Origin of the sequence: Streptomyces lunalinharesii (genome assembly GCF_039532155.1) — a bacterium.
GTDB classification, from domain to species: domain Bacteria; phylum Actinomycetota; class Actinomycetes; order Streptomycetales; family Streptomycetaceae; genus Streptomyces; species Streptomyces lunalinharesii.
In genome coordinates this window covers 281,145-299,200 of record NZ_BAAARK010000002.1, presented here as the reverse complement: position 1 = coordinate 299,200, position 18,056 = coordinate 281,145, and the positions used below count along the sequence as shown (strand labels likewise).

Genomic DNA, 18,056 nt, shown 5'->3' with positions numbered 1-18,056 from the left:
AGCGCACCCGTGGAGGGGACGAGGATGACCGCCCGATCGGCGAAGCCGGCCCGGCCGAGCCCGGCGCGTCGGACCCCCGCGAAGGCGCGCCCGCCGCGGGCCGGCCGGACCCCGGCCGGCCCGCGCGGGCTCTACACCCGGGCCCAGCGGGCCTGGGACCGCCCGCTGACGGCCTACTACCTCATCCTCGGCGCCCCCGTGCTGGTCATCGTCCTGGGGCTGGTGATGGTCTACTCGGCGTCGCAGATCAAGGCCCTCCAGTCCGGGCTGGCGCCGTCGTACTTCTTCCGCAAACAGCTCCTGGCTGCCGCCATCGGCGGTGGGCTGTTGCTGCTCGCCTCCCGGATGCCCGTACGCCGGCACCGGATGCTGGCGTACCCGCTGCTCGCCGGCTCGGTGTTCCTGCTCTGCCTGGTGCAGATCCCGGGCATCGGGGTCTCGGTCAACGGCAACCAGAACTGGCTCAGCCTGGGCGGTCCTTTCCAAGTGCAACCGAGCGAGTTCGGCAAGCTCGCGCTCGTCCTGTGGGCCGCCGACCTGCTCGCCCGCAAGGAGGAGAAGAAGCTGCTGACGCAGTGGAAGCAGTTGTTGGTTCCACTGACGCCAGTGACGTTTCTCCTGCTCGGGCTGATCATGCTCGGCGGCGACATGGGCACCACGATCATCCTCACCGCGATCCTCTTCGGGCTGCTGTGGTTGGCCGGCGCCCCGACCCGCCTGTTCGCGACGGTGCTGGGCTCGGCCGCGGTGCTCAGCATGCTGCTGATCAAAACCAGCGCGCACCGGATGTCCCGGCTCGCCTGCCTCGGCGCGACCGATCCGGGCCCCGGCGACCAGTGCTGGCAGGCCGTGCACGGCATCTACGCGCTGGCCTCGGGCGGACTCTTCGGTTCCGGGCTCGGGGCGAGTATGGAAAAATGGGGAGAACTCCCTGAACCGCACACCGACTTCATCTTCGCCATCACCGGGGAGGAACTGGGACTGGCGGGGACGCTGTCGGTGCTCGCCCTCTTCGCGGCTCTAGGCTATGCGGGTATCCGCGTGGCCGGACGCACGGAGGACCCCTTCGTACGGTACGCAGCGGGAGGCGTGACCACCTGGATCATGGCGCAGGCCGTGATCAACATCGGTGCGGTGCTCGGTCTGTTGCCGATCGCCGGTGTCCCGCTGCCGCTGTTCTCCTACGGGGGCTCCGCCCTGCTGCCGACGATGTTCGCCGTCGGGCTGCTGATCGCCTTCGCGCGTGACGAGCCCGCCGCACGGGCGGCGTTGACGGCCCGGTCGGCGCGGAAGCCGGTGTCCGCAAGGAAACCGGCTGGGGTGAGATGGAAGACGATGAGACGGCGCGTTAAGAGGCGGCCGTCCGGAGAGCGGTGAATTTCGGTGCATGTCGTACTCGCCGGTGGGGGGACCGCCGGCCACATCGAGCCCGCGCTCGCCCTCGCGGACGCCCTGCGGAGGCAGGACCCGACCGTGGGGATCACGGCACTCGGCACGGAGCGCGGCCTGGAGACCCGGCTGGTCCCCGAGCGCGGCTATGAGCTGGGTCTGATCCCGGCCGTGCCACTGCCCCGCAAGCCCACCCCCGAACTGATCACCGTCCCCGGGCGGCTGCGCGGCACGATCAAGGCCGCCGAGCAGATCCTGGAGCGCACCAAGGCGGACTGCGTCGTCGGCTTCGGCGGCTACGTGGCGCTGCCCGGCTACCTGGCGGCCAAGCGGCTCGGGGTGCCGATCGTCGTCCACGAGGCCAACGCCCGCCCCGGCCTGGCCAACAAGATCGGCTCGCGGTACGCCACGTACGTCGCCGTCAGCACGCCGGACAGCAAGCTGCGCGGCGCCCGCTACGTGGGCATTCCGCTGCGCCGCGCCATCGCCACCCTGGACCGTGCCGCGGTGCGGCCCGAGGCCCGTGCCGCGTTCGGCCTCGACCCCAACCTGCCGACCCTGTTGGTGTCCGGTGGTTCCCAGGGCGCCCGCCGCCTGAACGAGGTCGTCCAGGCGGCCGTGCCCGCGCTCCAGCGCTCCGGCATCCAGGTGCTGCACGCGGTGGGACCGAAGAACGAACTGCCGCACGTCGACAACATGCCGGGGATGCCCCCCTATGTCCCGGTACCGTACGTGGACCGGATGGATCTCGCGTACGCCGCGGCCGACATGATGCTGTGCCGCGCGGGCGCGATGACCGTCGCCGAGCTGTCCGCCGTCGGGCTCCCGGCCGCCTTCGTCCCGCTGCCGATCGGCAACGGCGAACAGCGGCTCAACGCCCAGCCGCTGGTCAACGCCGGCGGTGGCCTGCTGGTCGACGACGCCCAGCTGACCCCGGACTGGGTGCAGAACAACGTGCTCCCGGTCCTCGGCGATCCGCACCGGTTGTACGAGATGTCCCGCGCGGCCTCGGAGTTCGGCCGCCGGGACGCCGACGAGTTGCTGGTCGGCATGGTCTACGACGCGATCGAGCAGCGTCGCAAGTAGCGGACGAGAGAAGGCGGAGAGCGTGGCCGGACCGACCACCGCCAGACGCGGAGCGAAGAAGTCACCGGCCGGCCCGCGCTCTTCGCCGCGCTCCGGCGGCCCGCGCTTCCGGCTTCCGACGCCCCGGCTGCGCCGTCCGAGCCGCCGCGGTGTGATCATCATCGCGGTGCTCGCGGCGCTGCTCGGGGGGTTCGGCACCTGGGTGCTCTACGGCTCGGACTGGCTCCGGTTGGAGCAGGTCCGGGCGAGCGGCACCGACGTGCTCACGCCGGCGGAGGTGGTCGCCGCCGCGGCCGCCCCCGTCAACGCACCGCTCGCCTCGGTGGACACCGACGCGGTGCGGCGCCGACTGCTCACCCGGCTCCCGCGCCTCAAGAGCGTTGAGGTCACCCGTTCATGGCCGCACGCTCTCGGTCTGGAAGTGACCGAAAGGACGCCGGAACTGCTGCTGCAAACGAACGGGAAGTTCGAAGAAGTGGACGCCGAGGGCATCCGGTTCGCCACGGTGAGTCGCGCGCCCAAGGGCGTTCCGCTGTTGAACCTGTCGGTTTCCGACTCCCCGAGTTCGCGCCGTTTCGGAACCGGTCGATTGCTGCGCGCCGCGGTCACCGTCGCCGGGGACCTCCCCGCCGCGGTCCGCAAGGACGTCCGCACCGTCCGGGTCCGTTCCTACGACTCCATCACCCTCGAACTCGCAGGTGGTCGCACGGTGATGTGGGGCAGCCGTGAACAGGGTGCGGAAAAGGCGAAGGTGCTGGCCGGGCTGTTGAAGGCCGCGCGGGACGCCCATCACTTCGACATCTCGGTCCCCAGTGCACCCGCGGTGTCCGGGAGTTGACGTACCGCGTCGCAGGCCAGCACCCTGGATGGCTACGACTATGGGTGATCACATAGGGTGAAAAGAAAAACGGGAGGTTCGGCGTGTTCGTTGAACGCGCGCGCCTTGTCGACTTAGTGTCTCGTTCCAAAGGGACCGTGGAACCAGGAACACAGGCACAGTAACCCTAAACTTCAGGGTTAGGGTTTGGGTCGGCAGAGCGGACCATCCCTTCGGCATCAGTCGGCGTCCACACGCAATGTGCGGCGACGACACGTAAATCGAGGCGAGAGGCCTTCGACGTGGCAGCACCGCAGAACTACCTCGCAGTCATCAAGGTCGTCGGCATCGGCGGCGGTGGCGTGAACGCCATCAACCGGATGATCGAGGTCGGGCTCAAGGGCGTCGAGTTCATCGCGATCAACACCGATGCGCAGGCGTTGCTGATGAGCGACGCCGACGTCAAGCTCGACGTCGGCCGCGAGATGACGCGCGGACTCGGCGCCGGCGCCAACCCGGACGTGGGCCGCAAGGCGTCCGAGGACCACCGCGAGGAGATCGAGGAGGTCCTCAAGGGGGCCGACATGGTCTTCGTGACCGCGGGTGAGGGCGGCGGCACCGGCACCGGCGGTGCCCCGGTCGTCGCCAACATCGCCCGCTCGCTGGGCGCCCTGACGATCGGTGTGGTCACCCGGCCGTTCACCTTCGAGGGCCGCCGCCGCGCCAACCAGGCCGAGGACGGCATCGCGAGCCTTCGCGAAGAGGTCGACACCCTCATCGTGATCCCCAACGACCGTCTGCTGTCCATCTCGGACCGCCAGGTGAGCGTGCTCGACGCGTTCAAGTCCGCGGACCAGGTGCTGCTCTCGGGTGTCCAGGGCATCACCGACCTCATCACGACCCCGGGTCTGATCAACCTCGACTTCGCCGACGTCAAGTCCGTGATGTCCGAGGCCGGCTCCGCACTCATGGGCATCGGCTCGGCGCGCGGCGACGACCGTGCGGTGGCCGCCGCGGAGATGGCGATCTCCTCGCCGCTGCTGGAGGCGTCCATCGACGGTGCCCGCGGCGTGCTGCTCTCCATCTCCGGCGGTTCCGACCTCGGCCTCTTCGAGATCAACGAGGCCGCGCAGCTGGTCAGCGAGGCCGCGCACCCCGAGGCCAACATCATCTTCGGTGCGGTCATCGACGACGCGCTGGGCGACGAGGTCCGGGTCACCGTCATCGCCGCCGGGTTCGACGGCGGTCAGCCGCCGGCCCGCCGGGACGCGCAGCAGGCCGGCATGCCCGCCCCGAAGCGCGAGGAGCCCGCCCCGACGCCGGTCCGCCCGACGGTGCCCCCGGCCGACCCGCCGCGCACGGCGCCGGCGTTCGGCGGCCTCGGTGCGGTCCCGTCGGTCCGCGACGAGTCCCCGATGTCGTCGGAGTCCTCGTCGCTGGGCGAGGTCTCCGCCCCGCCGACCGGTGGCCCCTCGGTTCCCCCGGCCCGTCCGTACTCGGACTCCGCGGCCGAGGAGCTGGACGTCCCCGACTTCCTGAAGTGACGTAAAGCACCGACGTGATAGGGCAACAGCACCACGAGAGCGGCGCGCACTTCGCCTTCACCGACAGGTGGGGCGGGGTGAGCGCCGCTCCGTATGAGCAGCTCAACCTGGGCGGCGCGGTGGGCGACGACCCCGCGGCCGTCCGCACCAACCGCGACCTGGCGGCCCGGGAACTGGGCCTCGACCCGGCCGCGGTGGTCTGGATGAACCAGGTCCACGGCCGGGACGTGGCCGTGGTCGACGGGCCCTGGGGGGAGGGTGACGTCCCCTCCGTGGACGCGGTGGTGACCACCCGTCGGGGACTGGCGCTGGCCGTACTGACCGCCGACTGCACCCCGGTCCTGCTGGCCGACCCGGTCGCCGGCATCGCGGGCGCGGCGCACGCCGGGCGCCCCGGCCTGGTCGCCGGGGTCGTGCCGGCGGTCGTCGCGGCGATGACCGCCCGGGGCGCGGAGCCGTCCCGGATCCTCGCCCACGTCGGCCCCGCGGTCTGCGGGCGCTGCTACGAGGTGCCCGAGGCGATGCGCGCCGACGTCGCCGCGGCGGTGCCCGAGGCGTGGGCGACCACCTCCTGGGGCACCCCGTCGGTGGACGTCACCGCCGGGGTCCGGGCCCAACTCGCTGCGGCCGGTGTGCAGTTGCGTACGCAATCGCCCCTCTGTACCCGCGAGTCGGCGGACCACTTCTCGTACCGTCGCGACCGCACGACCGGGCGGCTCGCGAGCTACGTCTGGCTCGGGGGCGGCCCCGGAGAGGCTGCGCCGTGAGCGACGTTCGCAGAATGCAACTGGCCGACAACCTGGCGCGGGTGGAGGATCGTATCTCCGCGGCCTGCGCCAAGGCCGGCCGGGCGCGTGACGAGGTCACGCTGATCGTCGTCACCAAGACCTACCCGGCGAGCGACGTCCGACTGCTCGCGGAGCTGGGGGTCCGTCAGGTCGCCGAGAACCGCGACCAGGAGGCGGCGCCCAAGGCGGCTGAATGTGCTGATTTGCCGCTCACTTGGCATTTCGTCGGTCAATTGCAGACCAACAAGGTGCGGTCCGTGGCCCGTTATGCCGGAATCGTGCAGTCGATCGACCGTCCGCGGCTCGCCACCGCGCTGTCCAAGGAGGCGGTGCGTTCCGGGCGCGAGCTGGGTTGCCTGATCCAGGTGGCGCTTGACGTCGACTCAGGCGATGCCGGGCGGACCACCGGGGATCGCGGCGGGGTGGCGCCGGAGGGCGTCGCGGAACTCGCCGAGGTGATCGCCGGTTCCCAAGGGCTGCGGCTGGACGGCCTGATGACCGTCGCGCCGCTGGCCGGACCGTATGCGGGACGTCAACGCGCCGCTTTCGAGCGGCTCGTGGAAATCTCATCCGACCTGCGCGCGAACCATCCTGCTGCCACCATGGTGTCGGCAGGTATGAGTGCGGACCTTGAGGACGCGGTGGCTGCCGGGGCGACACATGTGCGCATCGGTACCGCGGTACTCGGAGTCCGACCACGGCTCGGGTAACGTCGCCAAGCAAGTCGGACCACAGCACAAAATATGGTCATTCCCGCAGGAAGCGGGCAGGCCGAGTGGATCCAAGGCCCCCGGTGACGGAGCCGATCCACCACAGAGCGGAGGACGCAGAGAATGGCCGGCGCGATGCGCAAGATGGCGGTCTACCTCGGCCTCGTGGAGGACGATGGGTACGACGGCCGGGGGTTCGACCCCGACGACGAGTTCGAGCCCGAGCTTGACCCGGAGCCCGATCGCGGGCGGCGGCAGCAGCATCAAGTGCAGCCCGAAACACGCCCGGAACGGGAGGAACCGGTCCGCGCCGTAACGCCCCCCGCTCCGCGTGAACCCGCCCCGCTCGCCGCGGAAAGCGGACGACCCGCGCGTATCGCCCCCGTGGCATCCATCACACCCGAACGTCCGAACCTGGAGAAGAACGCACCGGTGATCATGCCCAAAGTTGTGTCCGAGCGGGAGCCTTACCGCATCACCACACTTCACCCCCGGACCTACAACGAAGCCCGTACCATCGGGGAACACTTCCGTGAGGGCACTCCGGTGATCATGAATCTCACGGAGATGGACGACACGGACGCGAAGCGACTTGTCGACTTTGCGGCCGGTCTGGTCTTCGGACTGCACGGCAGCATTGAGCGGGTGACGCAGAAGGTGTTCCTGTTGTCGCCTGCTAACGTCGATGTCACGGCGGAGGACAAGGCCCGTATCGCAGAGGGCGGGTTCTTCAACCAAAGCTGAGACGCAACACCGGGCACACCAGGGCCGTAAGGTCTGACGGAGAAGCAAGGGGAGAGGGAAGCGCGAGATGAGTGTCGCTGGTCAGGTGATCTACATCGCGCTGTATTGCTTCCTGATCCTCCTGATCTTCCGACTGGTGATGGACTACGTGTTCCAGTTCGCCCGTTCATGGCAACCCGGCAAGGCGATGGTGGTGATTCTTGAGGCCACCTACACTGTCACCGATCCGCCACTCAAGCTTCTGCGGCGGGTCATTCCGCCGCTGCGTCTCGGGGGCGTGGCGCTCGACCTGTCCTTCTTCGTATTGATGATCATCGTCTACATCCTGATCACCGTCGTGAGAGCGGTGTTGTTGGTGTGAACGATACGGTCTTGCCGATTGCCGACGACTACGTTGAGGTGAAGTAGAGATGCCGTTGACCCCCGAGGACGTGCGGAACAAGCAGTTCACGACCGTCCGCCTCCGAGAAGGCTATGACGAGGACGAGGTCGATGCCTTCCTCGACGAGGTCGAGGGCGAACTGACCCGCCTGCTCCGGGAGAACGAGGACCTGCGCGCCAAGCTGGCCGCCGCCACTCGTGCCGCGGCGCAGAACCAGCAGCAGGGTCTGCGCAAGGGTCCCGACCAGCAGCAGGAGCAGCAGCAGCGGCCGGGGGCTCCGGTGCCCGCCGCCATATCCGGTCCGCAGCCGGTTCCGCCGCAGCAGCAGGGGATGGGTGGCCCGCCCCAACTGCCCGGTGGTGCACCGCAGCTGCCCCCCGGTCCCAGTGGCCACGGTCCGCAGGGTCCGCACGGTCCCGGCCCCATGGGTCAGGGCGGCCCGATGGGCCAGGGCGGTCCCATGGGCGGTCCGCTCGGCGGCCCCCCCGCGCAGCAACTGCCGCAGCAGGCCCCGCCGCAGCAGGGCGGCCCCGGCGGTGACAGCGCGGCCCGCGTGCTGTCGTTGGCGCAGCAGACCGCCGACCAGGCGATCGCGGAGGCCCGTTCCGAGGCCAACAAGATCGTCGGCGAGGCGCGCAGTCGTGCCGAGGGCCTGGAGCGGGACGCCCGCGCCAAGGCCGACGCCCTGGAGCGGGACGCGCAGGAGAAGCACCGCGTGGCGATGGGCTCGCTGGAGTCGGCCCGCGCGACGCTGGAGCGCAAGGTCGAGGACCTGCGGGGCTTCGAGCGCGAGTACCGCACCCGTCTGAAGTCGTACCTGGAGAGCCAGCTGCGTCAGCTGGAGAACCAGTCCGACGACTCGCTGGCCCCGCCGCGGGCCCCGGCTGCCCCCTCGCTGCCGCCGTCGCCGTCGATGGCGTCGGCCGGTGCGGGCACCATGGGTGGCAACCACACCATGGGTGGCGGCCAGTCGATGGGCGGCAACCACTCCATGAGCAGCCCGTCCAGCGGTGGTCCGTCCTACGGCGGCCAGCAGCAGATGTCGCCGGCGATGACCCAGCCGATGGCGCCGGTGCGGCCGCAGGGCCCGTCGCCGATGCAGCAGACGCCGTCGCCGATGCGCGGCTTCCTCATCGACGAGGACGACAACTGAGGCACGGCTGACGCCGGTACGGCGCACCGAGTCGGCAATCAGGGCCGGGCCCCGAGGGAACTCCCTCGGGGCCCGGCCCTTTTGGTGCCGTCGCCCCTGTGGGGGGCGCGGTCGGTGGCGCGCAGGGGGCGGACAAGAGCGCAGGCCCCGGCGCAAAGTGCGCCGGGGCCTGCGGGCGGGCCGTGCGGCCCGGTCGTGCTTGCCGTGCTTCCGTGCTCCGTTACGCCTTGCGGAGGTGGAAGGTCAGGGACAGCGCCTCGTCGGCGAAGGCCGGGCCGTAGGACCCGTCCGGCTCGCCGGCGGCGAAGTCGGTGGCCAGCACCTCGTCGGAGATCAGGGCGGCGTGGTCGGCCAGGGCCGTCCGCACCTCGTCGTCGGCGGCCGTCCAGCGCAGGGCGATCCGGTCGGCGACGTCCAGGCCGCTGTTCTTGCGGGCCTCCTGGATCAGTCGGATCGCGTCGCGGGCCAGGCCGGCGCGGCGCAGCTCCGGGGTGATCTCCAGGTCCAGGGCGACCGTCGCGCCCGCGTCGGAGGCCACCGACCAACCCTCGCGCGGGGTTTCGGTGATGATGACCTCTTCCGGGGTGAGGTCGACGGTCTCGCCGTCCACCTCGACGCTCGCCGTGCCGTCGCGCAGCGCGAGCGAGAGGGCGGCGGCGTCCGCGCCGGCGACGGCTTTGGCGACCGCCTGGACGCCCTTGCCGAACCGCTTGCCCAGGGCCCGGAAGTTGGCCTTGGCGGTGGTGTCCACCAGGGAGCCGCCCACCTCGGAGAGGGAGGCCAGCGAGCTGACGTTCAGCTCCTCGGCGATCTGGTCGCGCAGGTCGGCGGAGAGGTCCGCGAAGCCGTGCGCGCCGACCAGTGCGCGGGACAGCGGCTGGCGGGTCTTCACCCCCGACTCGGCGCGGGTGGCGCGGCCCAGCTCGACCAGGCGGCGCACCAACTGCATCTGCGCGGAGAGCGCCGGGTCGATCAGCTCGCGGTCGGCGACCGGCCAGGTGGTGAGGTGGACCGAGTCCGGGGCGTCCGGGCTGACCGGAACGACCAGGTCCTGCCAGACCCGTTCGGTGATGAACGGGACGAGCGGGGCCATCAGTCGGGTGACGGTCTCGATGACGTCGTGGAGGGTGCGCAGCGCGGCGGCGTCGCCCTGCCAGAAGCGGCGGCGGGAGCGGCGCACGTACCAGTTGGAGAGGTCGTCGACGAAGGCGGAGAGCAGCTTGCCGGCGCGCTGGGTGTCGTAGCCCTCCAGGGCGTCGGTCACCCCCTCCACCAGGCTGTTGAGCTCGCCGAGCAGCCAACGGTCCAGCAGCGGGCGCTCCGCCGGGGCCGGATCGGCCGCGGACGGCGCCCACTGGCAGGTGCGGGCGTAGAGCGCCTGGAAGGCGACGGTGTTCCAGTACGTCAGCAGCGTCTTGCGGACGACTTCCTGGATGGTGGTGTGACCGACCCGGCGGGCCGACCAGGGGGAGCCGCCGGCGGCCATGAACCAGCGGACCGCGTCGGCGCCGTGCCGGTCCATCAGCGGGATCGGCTGGAGGGTGTTGCCCAGGTGCTTGGACATCTTCCGGCCGTCCTCGGCGAGGATGTGGCCCAGGCAGACCACGTTCTCGTACGAGGACTTGTCGAAGACGAGCGTGCCGACGGCCATCAGCGTGTAGAACCAGCCGCGGGTCTGGTCGATGGCCTCGGAGATGAACTGCGCCGGGTAGCGCTTCTCGAACAGCTCCTGGTTGCGGTACGGGTAGCCCCACTGCGCGAACGGCATCGAGCCGGAGTCGTACCAGGCGTCGATGACCTCCGGGACGCGGACCGCGGTCAGCGTGCAGCCCTCGTGGGTGCAGCCGAAGGTGACCGCGTCGATGAACGGGCGGTGCGGGTCCAGGCCGGACTGGTCGGTGCCGGTCAGCTCGGACAGCTCGGTGAGCGAGCCGACGCAAGTGAGGTGGCCCTCCTCGCAGCGCCAGATGGGCAGCGGGGTGCCCCAGTAGCGGTTGCGGGACAGCGCCCAGTCGATGTTGTTGTTCAGCCAGTCGCCGAACCGGCCGTGCTTGACCGACTCCGGGAACCAGTTGGTGTTCTCGTTCTCCCGCAGGAGGGCGTCCTTGACCGCGGTGGTGCGGATGTACCAGGACGGCTGGGCGTAGTAGAGCAGTGCCGTGTGGCAGCGCCAGCAGTGCGGGTAGCTGTGCTCGTAGGCGAGGTGGCGGAAGAGCAGGCCGCGGGCGTCGAGGTCGGCGACCAGCGCCTCGTCGGCCTTCTTGAAGAACTGGCCGCCGACGAGCGTCAGCTGCTCCTCGAAGGTGCCGTCCGGGCGGACCGGGTTGATCACCGGGAGGTCGTACGCGCGGCAGGTCCTCAGGTCGTCCTCACCGAACGCGGGGGCCTGGTGGACCAGGCCGGTGCCGTCTTCGGTGGTGACGTACTCGGCGTTGACGACGAAGTTGGCGCCGTCGAGGTCGACGAGCTGGAAGGGGCGCTCGTAGGCCCAGCGCTCCATCTCGCGGCCGGTGAAGGACTCGCCGGTGGCCGTCCAGCCCTCGCCCAGCGCCTTCTCCAGCAGCGGCGCGGCGACGACCAGCTGCTCGGTGCCGTCGGTGGCGACGACGTAGGTGACGTCGGGGTGTGCGGCGACGGCGGTGTTGGAGACCAGGGTCCAGGGGGTGGTCGTCCAGATCAGCAGCGCGGCACGGCCGGCCAGCGGGCCGGAGGTCAGCGGGAGGCGGACGAAGACCGAGGGGTCGACGACCGTCTCGTAGCCCTGTGCCAGCTCGTGGTCCGACAGGCCGGTGCCGCAGCGCGGGCACCAGGGGGCGACGCGGTGGTCCTGGACCAGCAGGCCCTTGGAGAAGATCTCCTTCAGGGACCACCACACCGACTCGATGTAGTCGGGGTCCATGGTGCGGTACGGGGCGTCCAGGTCCGTCCAGTAGCCCATCCGCGTGGTCAGCTCGCCGAAGGCGTCGGTGTGCCGGGTCACCGACTCGCGGCACTTGGCGTTGAACTCGGCGATGCCGTACGCCTCGATGTCCTTCTTGCCGCTGAAGCCCAGCTCCTTCTCCACGGCCAGCTCGACCGGGAGACCGTGGCAGTCCCAGCCGGCCTTGCGGTCGACGTGGTAGCCCTGCATCGTGCGGAACCGGGGGAAGACGTCCTTGAAGACGCGGGCCTCGATGTGGTGGGCGCCGGGCATGCCGTTGGCCGTCGGGGGGCCCTCGTAGAAGACCCACTCGGGGCGGCCCTCGGACTGCTGGAGGGTGCGGGCGAAGACCTTCCGCTCCTGCCAGAAGTCGAGCACCGCGTGTTCGAGCGCGGGCAGGTCTACCTGGGCTGGTACCGGGCGGTACTGGGGTGTGGGACTCATCGGTTCCTCCGGCGGACACCTGGGTGCGTTCTCCGACCGGAGGGACGAGAGCACGGGCTCCCGCGGTACCACCCTCCTTGACGGCGCTTCGCGCACCGTCCCCTCATTGGGGTCGCGCTGCCGGTTCTAGTGGCCCCGGCGCGATCCGTGGGCGTTCTTCCGGCGGCTCCGGGGTGATCTTCACGTCATGCACGCCCCCGGGCTCGCACCGTCCCCGGGTCGCTGCTGGCTGCGTACGACGCTACTCGTCCCATCAATGCCTTTCGCTGCGCCCAGTGTAAAGGGCCGTGCCGACGAGGGCCGACCGGATTGTGGGCCGCCGGCTCGGGGCGGTCGGGCCCGGCGGCGCGGCACCGTCTGGCCGGCCACCGGATGACCCGAATGGCAAAGTCGGCAGACCGGCTCATTCCGGACGGATTACCGCGGTCACGGCGGGGCACAACCGAGGCAGACCGGACGTGTGGTCCCGGCGGCGGGGTGGCCGGGCGGTGCGTCCCGTTGCCGCGCGTCGCGCGGCGATTTATCGTTCCCGTCACGATTCGCGCACAAGATCACATATGTGAAGGGGTCGCGGCCATGGTGGCGAAGAAGACCGCCGCGGAGAAGACCACGACGTCCGCCGGGCCCGCTGACGAGGACGTCGCGCAGCAGTCCACCCACGAGGAGGCGGCCGGGCACCCGGCCGCGTCGAAGAAGGCCGCGCCGAAGAAGGCGGCCGCGAAGAAGGCGCCGGGCAAGAGGGCGCCGGCCAAGAAGGAGGCTGCCGCCGGGGACGCGGCCAAGAAGGCGGCTCCGAGGAAGACGGCCGCCAAGAAGGCGGCGAAGAAGGCGACCGCCGCGAAGGCGGCCGCGGGAGCGTCGCCCACCGGGGCGGCCGCGCCGGAAGCGGAGAAGACGGGAGCCAAGACGGTGGCGGCGAAGAAGACGGCGGCCGCGTCCGCCCCGCGCGGCACGGGCTCCGCGGTGCCGGCCCGCCCGGGCGCGGTCCCCGGAGAACTCGCGGTGCGTCCCGGCGAGGCCCCCTGGACGCCGGCGGAGGTCGCCGAGGCGCGGTCCGACCTGATGGCGGAGGTGGGCCGGCTGCGGGCCGAGATCGTGTCCGCCGAGGACGCCATCGCCGGCCTGATGCGGGACTCCGGGGACGGCGCGGGCGACGACGAGGCGGACACCGGAACCAAGAACATCACCCGCGAGCACGAGCTGGCGCTGGCCTCCAACGCCCGGGAGATGCTGCACCAGACCGAGCGCGCCCTCGGCCGGCTGGACTCCGGTACGTACGGCCTGTGCGAGAACTGCGGCCGGCCGATCGGCAAGGCGCGGATGCAGGCGTTCCCGCGGGCGACGCTCTGCGTGGAGTGCAAGCAGAAGCAGGAGCGGCGCTGAGCCGATCGCCGGTCCCGCGGCGGCGCGTTGCGGGGCGGTACCCGTCCGGCCCGCCGCCGCGGGCACGTGCCGTACTCTCGTGGGCAGCCGGGCCGGGGCCCGGCGGATGAGTCGACGGGTTGAGGGACGCACACGTGGCAGAGGCGGAACGCATCACCGGTACGCCGGAATCCGAGCCGGGTTCCGGGGCGGATCACGCGGCGGGATCCGAAGGGGGAGGGACGGCGGAGGGCGCGCGGCCCACCGGGCGCGGCAAGCGGCGGATCACCGCCCTGCTGCTGGTGGCCGCGGTCGTCTACCTGCTCGATCTGGGCAGCAAGCTCGCGGTGGTCGCCAAACTGGAGCACCATGCGCCGGTCGAGGTGATCGGGACGCTGCTGCAGTTCAGCGTGATCCGCAACCGCGGCGCCGCGTTCGGGTTCGGCGAGGCGCTGACCGTCCTGTTGACCGTGATCGCCGCGGTGGTGATCGTGGTGATCGCCCGGATCGCCCGCAAGCTCTACAGCCTGCCGTGGGCGATCGCGCTGGGGCTGCTGCTGGGCGGCGCGTTCGGCAACCTCACCGACCGGATCTTCCGTTCGCCGGGAGTCTTCCGGGGCGCGGTGGTGGACTTCATCGCCCCCGCGCACTTCGCGGTCTTCAACCTCGCGGACTCCGCGATCGTCTGCGGCGGCGTACTGATCGTGCTGCTGTCCTTCCGGGGGCTGGACCCCGACGGCACGGTCCACAAGGACTGACGGTCCGGCCCCGGGGCCGGCGGGTCCCGGAGGCCGGAGCCCGCCGCCGGACGGGGCAGTGCCGCGGGACTGCCATACTCGTGGGGTGAGCACGCTTCCCGAGATCCGCACCCTGCCCGTACCGGATGGCCTGGAGGGCGAGCGCGTGGACGCCGCGCTGGCCCGCATGTTCGGCTTCTCCCGGACGAAGGCGGCCGAGCTCGCCTCGGCCGGCAAGGTCCGGGTCGACGGCTCCGAGGTGATGAAGTCCGAGCGGGTGCACGGGGGTGCCTGGCTGGAGGTCGAGATGCCGGCCGCCGCCGCGCCGGTGGAGATCGTCGCGGAGCCGGTCGAGGGCATGGAGATCGTCCACGACGACGAGGACGTCGTGGTGATCAGCAAGCCCGTGGGCGTCGCCGCGCACCCCAGCCCCGGTTGGACCGGCACCACGGTCATCGGCGGCCTGGCCGCGGCCGGCTACCGGATCTCCACGTCCGGGGCGGCCGAGAGGCAGGGCGTCGTGCACCGCCTCGACGTCGGCACCTCCGGGCTGATGGTGGTCGCCAAGTCGGAGCGGGCCTACACCTCGCTGAAGCGCCAGTTCAAGGAGCGGGTGCCGGACAAGCGGTACCACGCGCTGGTGCAGGGGCACCCCGACCCGATGAGCGGCACCATCGACGCCCCCATCGGGCGGCACCCGAACCACGACTACAAGTGGGCGGTCACCGCCGACGGCAAGGCCTCGGTCACCCACTACGACCTGATCGAGGCGTTCCGCTCGGCCAGCCTGCTGGACATCAAGCTGGAGACCGGGCGCACGCACCAGATCCGGGTGCACATGTCCGCGCACCGGCACCCCTGCGTGGGCGACCTGACCTACGGCGCCGACCCGACCCTGGCCAAGCGGCTGGGCGTCACCCGGCAGTGGCTGCACGCGGTCCGGCTGGGCTTCGAGCACCCGTCGGACGGGCGCTGGGTCGAGTTCGAGAGCGCCTACCCGGCGGACCTCCAGCACGCGCTGGACACCGTGCGCGACGACAGCCACTGAGGTCGTCGGGGCGAACGGCTCGGGGCGGTCGGGGAACAAGCACGGAACAAGCACGGAACAACTCGTTCCGTAAGTGCGGTTATCTGATCACTTCATGGCAGGCTTGGGGCGGAAAGTGATCGAAATCGACCGTCCCGGAGCGTAGCCACCGTGGATCAGTTGGCCCTGCTGTTCGTCCTGCTCCTCGGAGCGGTGGTGATGGTTCCGCTCGGTGATCGACTGGGCCTGCCCTCGCCCGTGCTGATGACGCTCGCCGGTGCGGTGTTGGCGTTGCTGCCGTTCGTGCCCAACGTCCAGGTGCCGCCCGAGTACATCCTGCCCATCGTGCTGCCACCGCTGCTGTACGCGGCGGTCCAGCGCACCTCCTGGCGGCAGTTCACCGCCAACCTCCGGCCGATCTTCCTGCTCGCCGTGCTGCTGGTGTTCGCCACCACGGCGGCGGTCGCGGCGGTCGCGCAGGCGGTGGTGCCCGGGATGCCGGTGGCCGCCGCGGTGGTGCTGGGCGCGCTGGTCGCCCCGCCTGACCCGGTGGCGGCCACCGCGGTGGCCGGCAAGCTCGGCCTGCCCCGCCGCATGGTCTCCATCCTGGAGGGCGAGGGGCTCTTCAACGACGTCACCGCGATCGTGCTGTACCACGTCGCGCTGGCCGCGGTGATCAGCGGCACCTTCTCGGTGCCCGGCGCGGTGGGCTCGCTGGTGCTCTCCGCCGTCGTCGCCATAGCGGTCGGTCTGGTGCTCGGCTGGGTCGCGAACCAGCTGATGGGGCGCTTGGGCGACCCGACGTTGCAGATCGGGCTGACGCTGCTGGTGCCGTTCGTGTCCTACGTGCTGGCCGAGGAGTTCAAGGGTTCCGGCGTGCTCGCGGTGCTGACCTGCGGGTTGTTCCTGGCGGAGTACGCGGTCGACGCGGACGACGTGCTGGGGCGGCTGGCCGGCTACACCTTCTGGGAGGTGGTCGACACCCTCGTCACCGGCGTCGCGTTCGGTCTGATCGGCCTGGAGCTGCACACCATCATCGGCGCCGCGTCCGGCCGCTGGGGCGAGCTGCTCGGCGCCGGCGCCGCGGTGGTCGGCGTGGTCGTCGCGGTGCGCCTGGTGTGGTTGCTGCCCGCCGCCTGGCTCGCCAAGCGGATGCACAAGCGCCGGGACGTCGACGAGGACATCCCGATGAGCTGGCGCGAGACCGTGATCATGTGGTGGTCGGGGATGCGCGGGGTGGCCTCGGTGGCGCTGGCGCTGGCCATCCCCTTCGGCGTGGACGGCGGGCCCTTCCCGGCCCGCGACGAGATCCTCTTCATCGCCTTCGCGGTGGTGCTCGCCACCCTGATCATCCAGGGACTGACGCTGCCGTGGCTGGTGCGCAAGCTGCGGGTGCGGGCCGACACCGACGCCGCGGACGCGCTGGAGCGCGAGCTGGCGCTCCGGGTGATCAAGGCGTCCAAGCGGCGGCTGAAGGAGGTCCTGGAGGTCGAGGAGGTCTCCGACGAGGTCGCCGACCAGCTGGCCCGTCGGGCGTACGACATCGGGGCCCGGATCGCGCCGGACATCGTCGACGACGAGCGGCGCGAGCTGTTCGACCAGCGCATCTCCCGGGTGAAGAAGGTGCAGCGGATCCAGAACGAGATGCTCTCGGCCGCCCGGCACGAGGTGCTGGCGGCCCGCAGCGAGCCGGGCGCCGACCCGGAGATCGTCGACCGGGTGCTGCGCCACCTGGACGTGCGCAGCCTGCGCGCCACCCCGTAGGGCCGGCGGTCGGGCCTACGGGGCGGCGGCCGGTCAGCGCTCCCCGGGGCCCACGCCGCCCCTGGGGTCCGTGCCGCCGGTGGGCTCCACCGGGCCGGGCGGCGGCACGCGCAGCGTCTCGTGGGGCATCGGGGCGGGCGCGGTGGCGATCCGCGGCAGCGCGTAGGAGTGCTCGGTCCGCAACCACTCGATCATGCGCTCGCGCACCTGGCAGCGCACCGCCCACACGGCGTCCGCGTCCCGGGCGGTGGCCAGGGCGCGCACCACGATGGTGGACGGGGTGGTGTCGGTGACCACCAGGCTCCAGGACCGGCCGTCCCAGTCCGGGGACTCCTGGAGCAGCTCGTGCAGGTGCTGGCGCATCTTCTCCACCGGCGCGGAGTGGTCCAGGTGGAAGAAGACCGCGCCGGTCATCTGGGCGCCGCCGCGCGACCAGTTCTCGAACGGCTTGCTGGTGAAGTACGACACCGGCATCGTGATCCGGCGCTCGTCCCAGGTCCGCACGCTCAGGAACGTCAGCGTGATCTCCTCGACCGTGCCCCACTGGCCGTCCACGACCACGGTGTCACCGATGCGGACCATGTCGCCGAACGCGATCTGCAGCCCGGCGAAGAGGTTGCCCAGGGTGGACTGGGCGGCGATGCCGGCGACGATGCCCAGCAGCCCGGCCGACGCCAGGACGGAGGTGCCGACCGCCCGCATCTGCGGGAACGTCAGCAGCATCGAGGCCGCCGCGACCACGATCACCACCGCGGTGACCACCCGCTGGATCAGCGTCACCTGCGTCCGCACCCGGCGCACCCGCGCCGCGTCCCGGGCACCGGCCGCGTAGCGCGCGTACGACGACTCCACGATGGCCGCCGCGGCCCGCACCAGCAGCCAGGCGGTGGCCGCTATCAGCACCAGGGTCAGGGCCTGGCCTATGCCCGCCGCGTGGTGCAGCACGACGGGGATCTCGGTCTGCCGGTAGGAGCCCAGCAACAGGGCCGCGGCGAGCATCAGTTGGAGCGGTATCCGACAGCGCCGCAGCAGTCCCCACAGCGGGGTCTCCGGGTGGCGGGTGTCGATGCGTTGCAGGGTCCGGTCGATCGACCAGACCACGACGAGGGTGACCACGAGCGAGCCGCCGACGACGGCGATCGGGCGCAGCACGGCCTCCAGGGACACGGGACTCCTCCTTGGTGCGGTG

Annotated in this window: 15 protein-coding genes; 13 read left to right on the top strand and 2 right to left on the bottom strand. The window is 71.3% G+C overall.

Going from position 1 to position 18,056, the window contains the following annotated elements; genetic code table 11:
- Positions 1-24 precede the first annotated feature (24 nt).
- The 9 genes from ftsW (at position 25) to ABD385_RS05310 (ending at position 8,613) form a co-directional block, all read left to right on the top strand.
- Positions 25-1,377 carry a putative lipid II flippase FtsW gene (gene ftsW / locus ABD385_RS05350; protein ID WP_344573779.1) on the top strand — a complete coding sequence of 451 codons (1,353 nt, stop codon included), beginning with the start codon at positions 25-27 and terminating at the stop codon, positions 1,375-1,377.
- A gap of 6 nt (positions 1,378-1,383) precedes the next feature.
- On the top strand, positions 1,384-2,475 hold the full coding sequence (gene murG / locus ABD385_RS05345) for an undecaprenyldiphospho-muramoylpentapeptide beta-N-acetylglucosaminyltransferase (protein WP_344573778.1): 1,092 nt from the start codon (positions 1,384-1,386) through the stop codon (positions 2,473-2,475).
- A gap of 22 nt (positions 2,476-2,497) precedes the next feature.
- Positions 2,498-3,313 (top strand): cell division protein FtsQ/DivIB, encoded by an 816-nt coding sequence (locus ABD385_RS05340; RefSeq protein WP_425585347.1) that lies wholly within the window; start codon positions 2,498-2,500, stop codon positions 3,311-3,313.
- A 281-nt stretch (positions 3,314-3,594) separates the two neighbouring features.
- Positions 3,595-4,836 (top strand): cell division protein FtsZ, encoded by a 1,242-nt coding sequence (gene ftsZ, locus ABD385_RS05335; RefSeq protein ID WP_344573776.1) that lies wholly within the window; start codon positions 3,595-3,597, stop codon positions 4,834-4,836.
- Between the two features lie 14 nt (positions 4,837-4,850).
- Positions 4,851-5,603 carry a peptidoglycan editing factor PgeF gene (pgeF, locus tag ABD385_RS05330; RefSeq protein WP_344573775.1) on the top strand — a complete coding sequence of 251 codons (753 nt, stop codon included), beginning with the start codon at positions 4,851-4,853 and terminating at the stop codon, positions 5,601-5,603.
- A gap of 14 nt (positions 5,604-5,617) precedes the next feature.
- Complete coding sequence (locus tag ABD385_RS05325; RefSeq protein WP_344573952.1) at positions 5,618-6,334, top strand: YggS family pyridoxal phosphate-dependent enzyme; 717 nt, start codon at positions 5,618-5,620, stop codon at positions 6,332-6,334.
- 123 nt (positions 6,335-6,457) lie between these two features.
- On the top strand, positions 6,458-7,078 hold the full coding sequence (locus tag ABD385_RS05320; RefSeq protein WP_016575127.1) for a cell division protein SepF: 621 nt from the start codon (positions 6,458-6,460) through the stop codon (positions 7,076-7,078).
- 67 nt (positions 7,079-7,145) lie between these two features.
- Positions 7,146-7,439, top strand: a complete 294-nt coding sequence (locus tag ABD385_RS05315) for a YggT family protein (RefSeq protein ID WP_344573773.1) — start codon at positions 7,146-7,148, stop codon at positions 7,437-7,439.
- A 49-nt stretch (positions 7,440-7,488) separates the two neighbouring features.
- Positions 7,489-8,613, top strand: a complete 1,125-nt coding sequence (locus tag ABD385_RS05310) for a DivIVA domain-containing protein (RefSeq protein ID WP_344573772.1) — start codon at positions 7,489-7,491, stop codon at positions 8,611-8,613.
- Positions 8,614-8,833: 220 nt separating this feature from the next.
- Here the strand turns inward: ABD385_RS05310 and ileS are convergent, their stop codons facing one another.
- The gene (ileS, locus tag ABD385_RS05305; protein ID WP_344573771.1) at positions 8,834-11,977 is read right to left on the bottom strand and encodes an isoleucine--tRNA ligase; all 3,144 of its coding nucleotides are present in this window, start codon (positions 11,975-11,977) and stop codon (positions 8,834-8,836) included.
- A gap of 576 nt (positions 11,978-12,553) precedes the next feature.
- Between ileS and ABD385_RS05300 the strand changes: the two genes are divergently transcribed.
- The 4 genes from ABD385_RS05300 to ABD385_RS05285 all read left to right on the top strand — a co-directional run bounded on the left by ABD385_RS05300 (position 12,554) and on the right by ABD385_RS05285 (position 16,867).
- The gene (locus ABD385_RS05300) at positions 12,554-13,360 is read left to right on the top strand and encodes a TraR/DksA family transcriptional regulator (protein ID WP_344573770.1); all 807 of its coding nucleotides are present in this window, start codon (positions 12,554-12,556) and stop codon (positions 13,358-13,360) included.
- Between the two features lie 134 nt (positions 13,361-13,494).
- A complete protein-coding gene (lspA, locus tag ABD385_RS05295) occupies positions 13,495-14,097 on the top strand; it encodes a signal peptidase II (protein WP_344573769.1) in 603 nt (200 codons plus the stop codon).
- 85 nt (positions 14,098-14,182) lie between these two features.
- On the top strand, positions 14,183-15,124 hold the full coding sequence (locus ABD385_RS05290; RefSeq protein ID WP_344573768.1) for an RluA family pseudouridine synthase: 942 nt from the start codon (positions 14,183-14,185) through the stop codon (positions 15,122-15,124).
- A gap of 150 nt (positions 15,125-15,274) precedes the next feature.
- Positions 15,275-16,867, top strand: coding sequence for a Na+/H+ antiporter (locus tag ABD385_RS05285; RefSeq protein ID WP_344573767.1), 1,593 nt, complete (start codon positions 15,275-15,277; stop codon positions 16,865-16,867).
- 33 nt (positions 16,868-16,900) lie between these two features.
- Here the strand turns inward: ABD385_RS05285 and ABD385_RS05280 are convergent, their stop codons facing one another.
- Positions 16,901-18,028, bottom strand: a complete 1,128-nt coding sequence (locus tag ABD385_RS05280; protein WP_344573950.1) for a mechanosensitive ion channel family protein — start codon at positions 18,026-18,028, stop codon at positions 16,901-16,903.
- Positions 18,029-18,056: the final 28 nt, after the last annotated feature.

Excerpts from the sequence above, each read along its gene's own strand:
- ftsW (WP_344573779.1), top strand. The coding sequence starts at position 25 with ATGACCGCCCGATCGGCGAAGCCGGCCCGGCCGAGCCCGGCGCGTCGG.
- ABD385_RS05325 (WP_344573952.1), top strand. The coding sequence starts at position 5,618 with ATGCAACTGGCCGACAACCTGGCGCGGGTGGAGGATCGTATCTCCGCG.
- ABD385_RS05315 (WP_344573773.1), top strand. The coding sequence starts at position 7,146 with ATGAGTGTCGCTGGTCAGGTGATCTACATCGCGCTGTATTGCTTCCTG.
- ileS (WP_344573771.1), bottom strand. The coding sequence starts at position 11,977 with ATGAGTCCCACACCCCAGTACCGCCCGGTACCAGCCCAGGTAGACCTG.
- ABD385_RS05300 (WP_344573770.1), top strand. The coding sequence starts at position 12,554 with ATGGTGGCGAAGAAGACCGCCGCGGAGAAGACCACGACGTCCGCCGGG.
- ABD385_RS05320 (WP_016575127.1), top strand. The coding sequence starts at position 6,458 with ATGGCCGGCGCGATGCGCAAGATGGCGGTCTACCTCGGCCTCGTGGAG.
- ABD385_RS05310 (WP_344573772.1), top strand. The coding sequence starts at position 7,489 with ATGCCGTTGACCCCCGAGGACGTGCGGAACAAGCAGTTCACGACCGTC.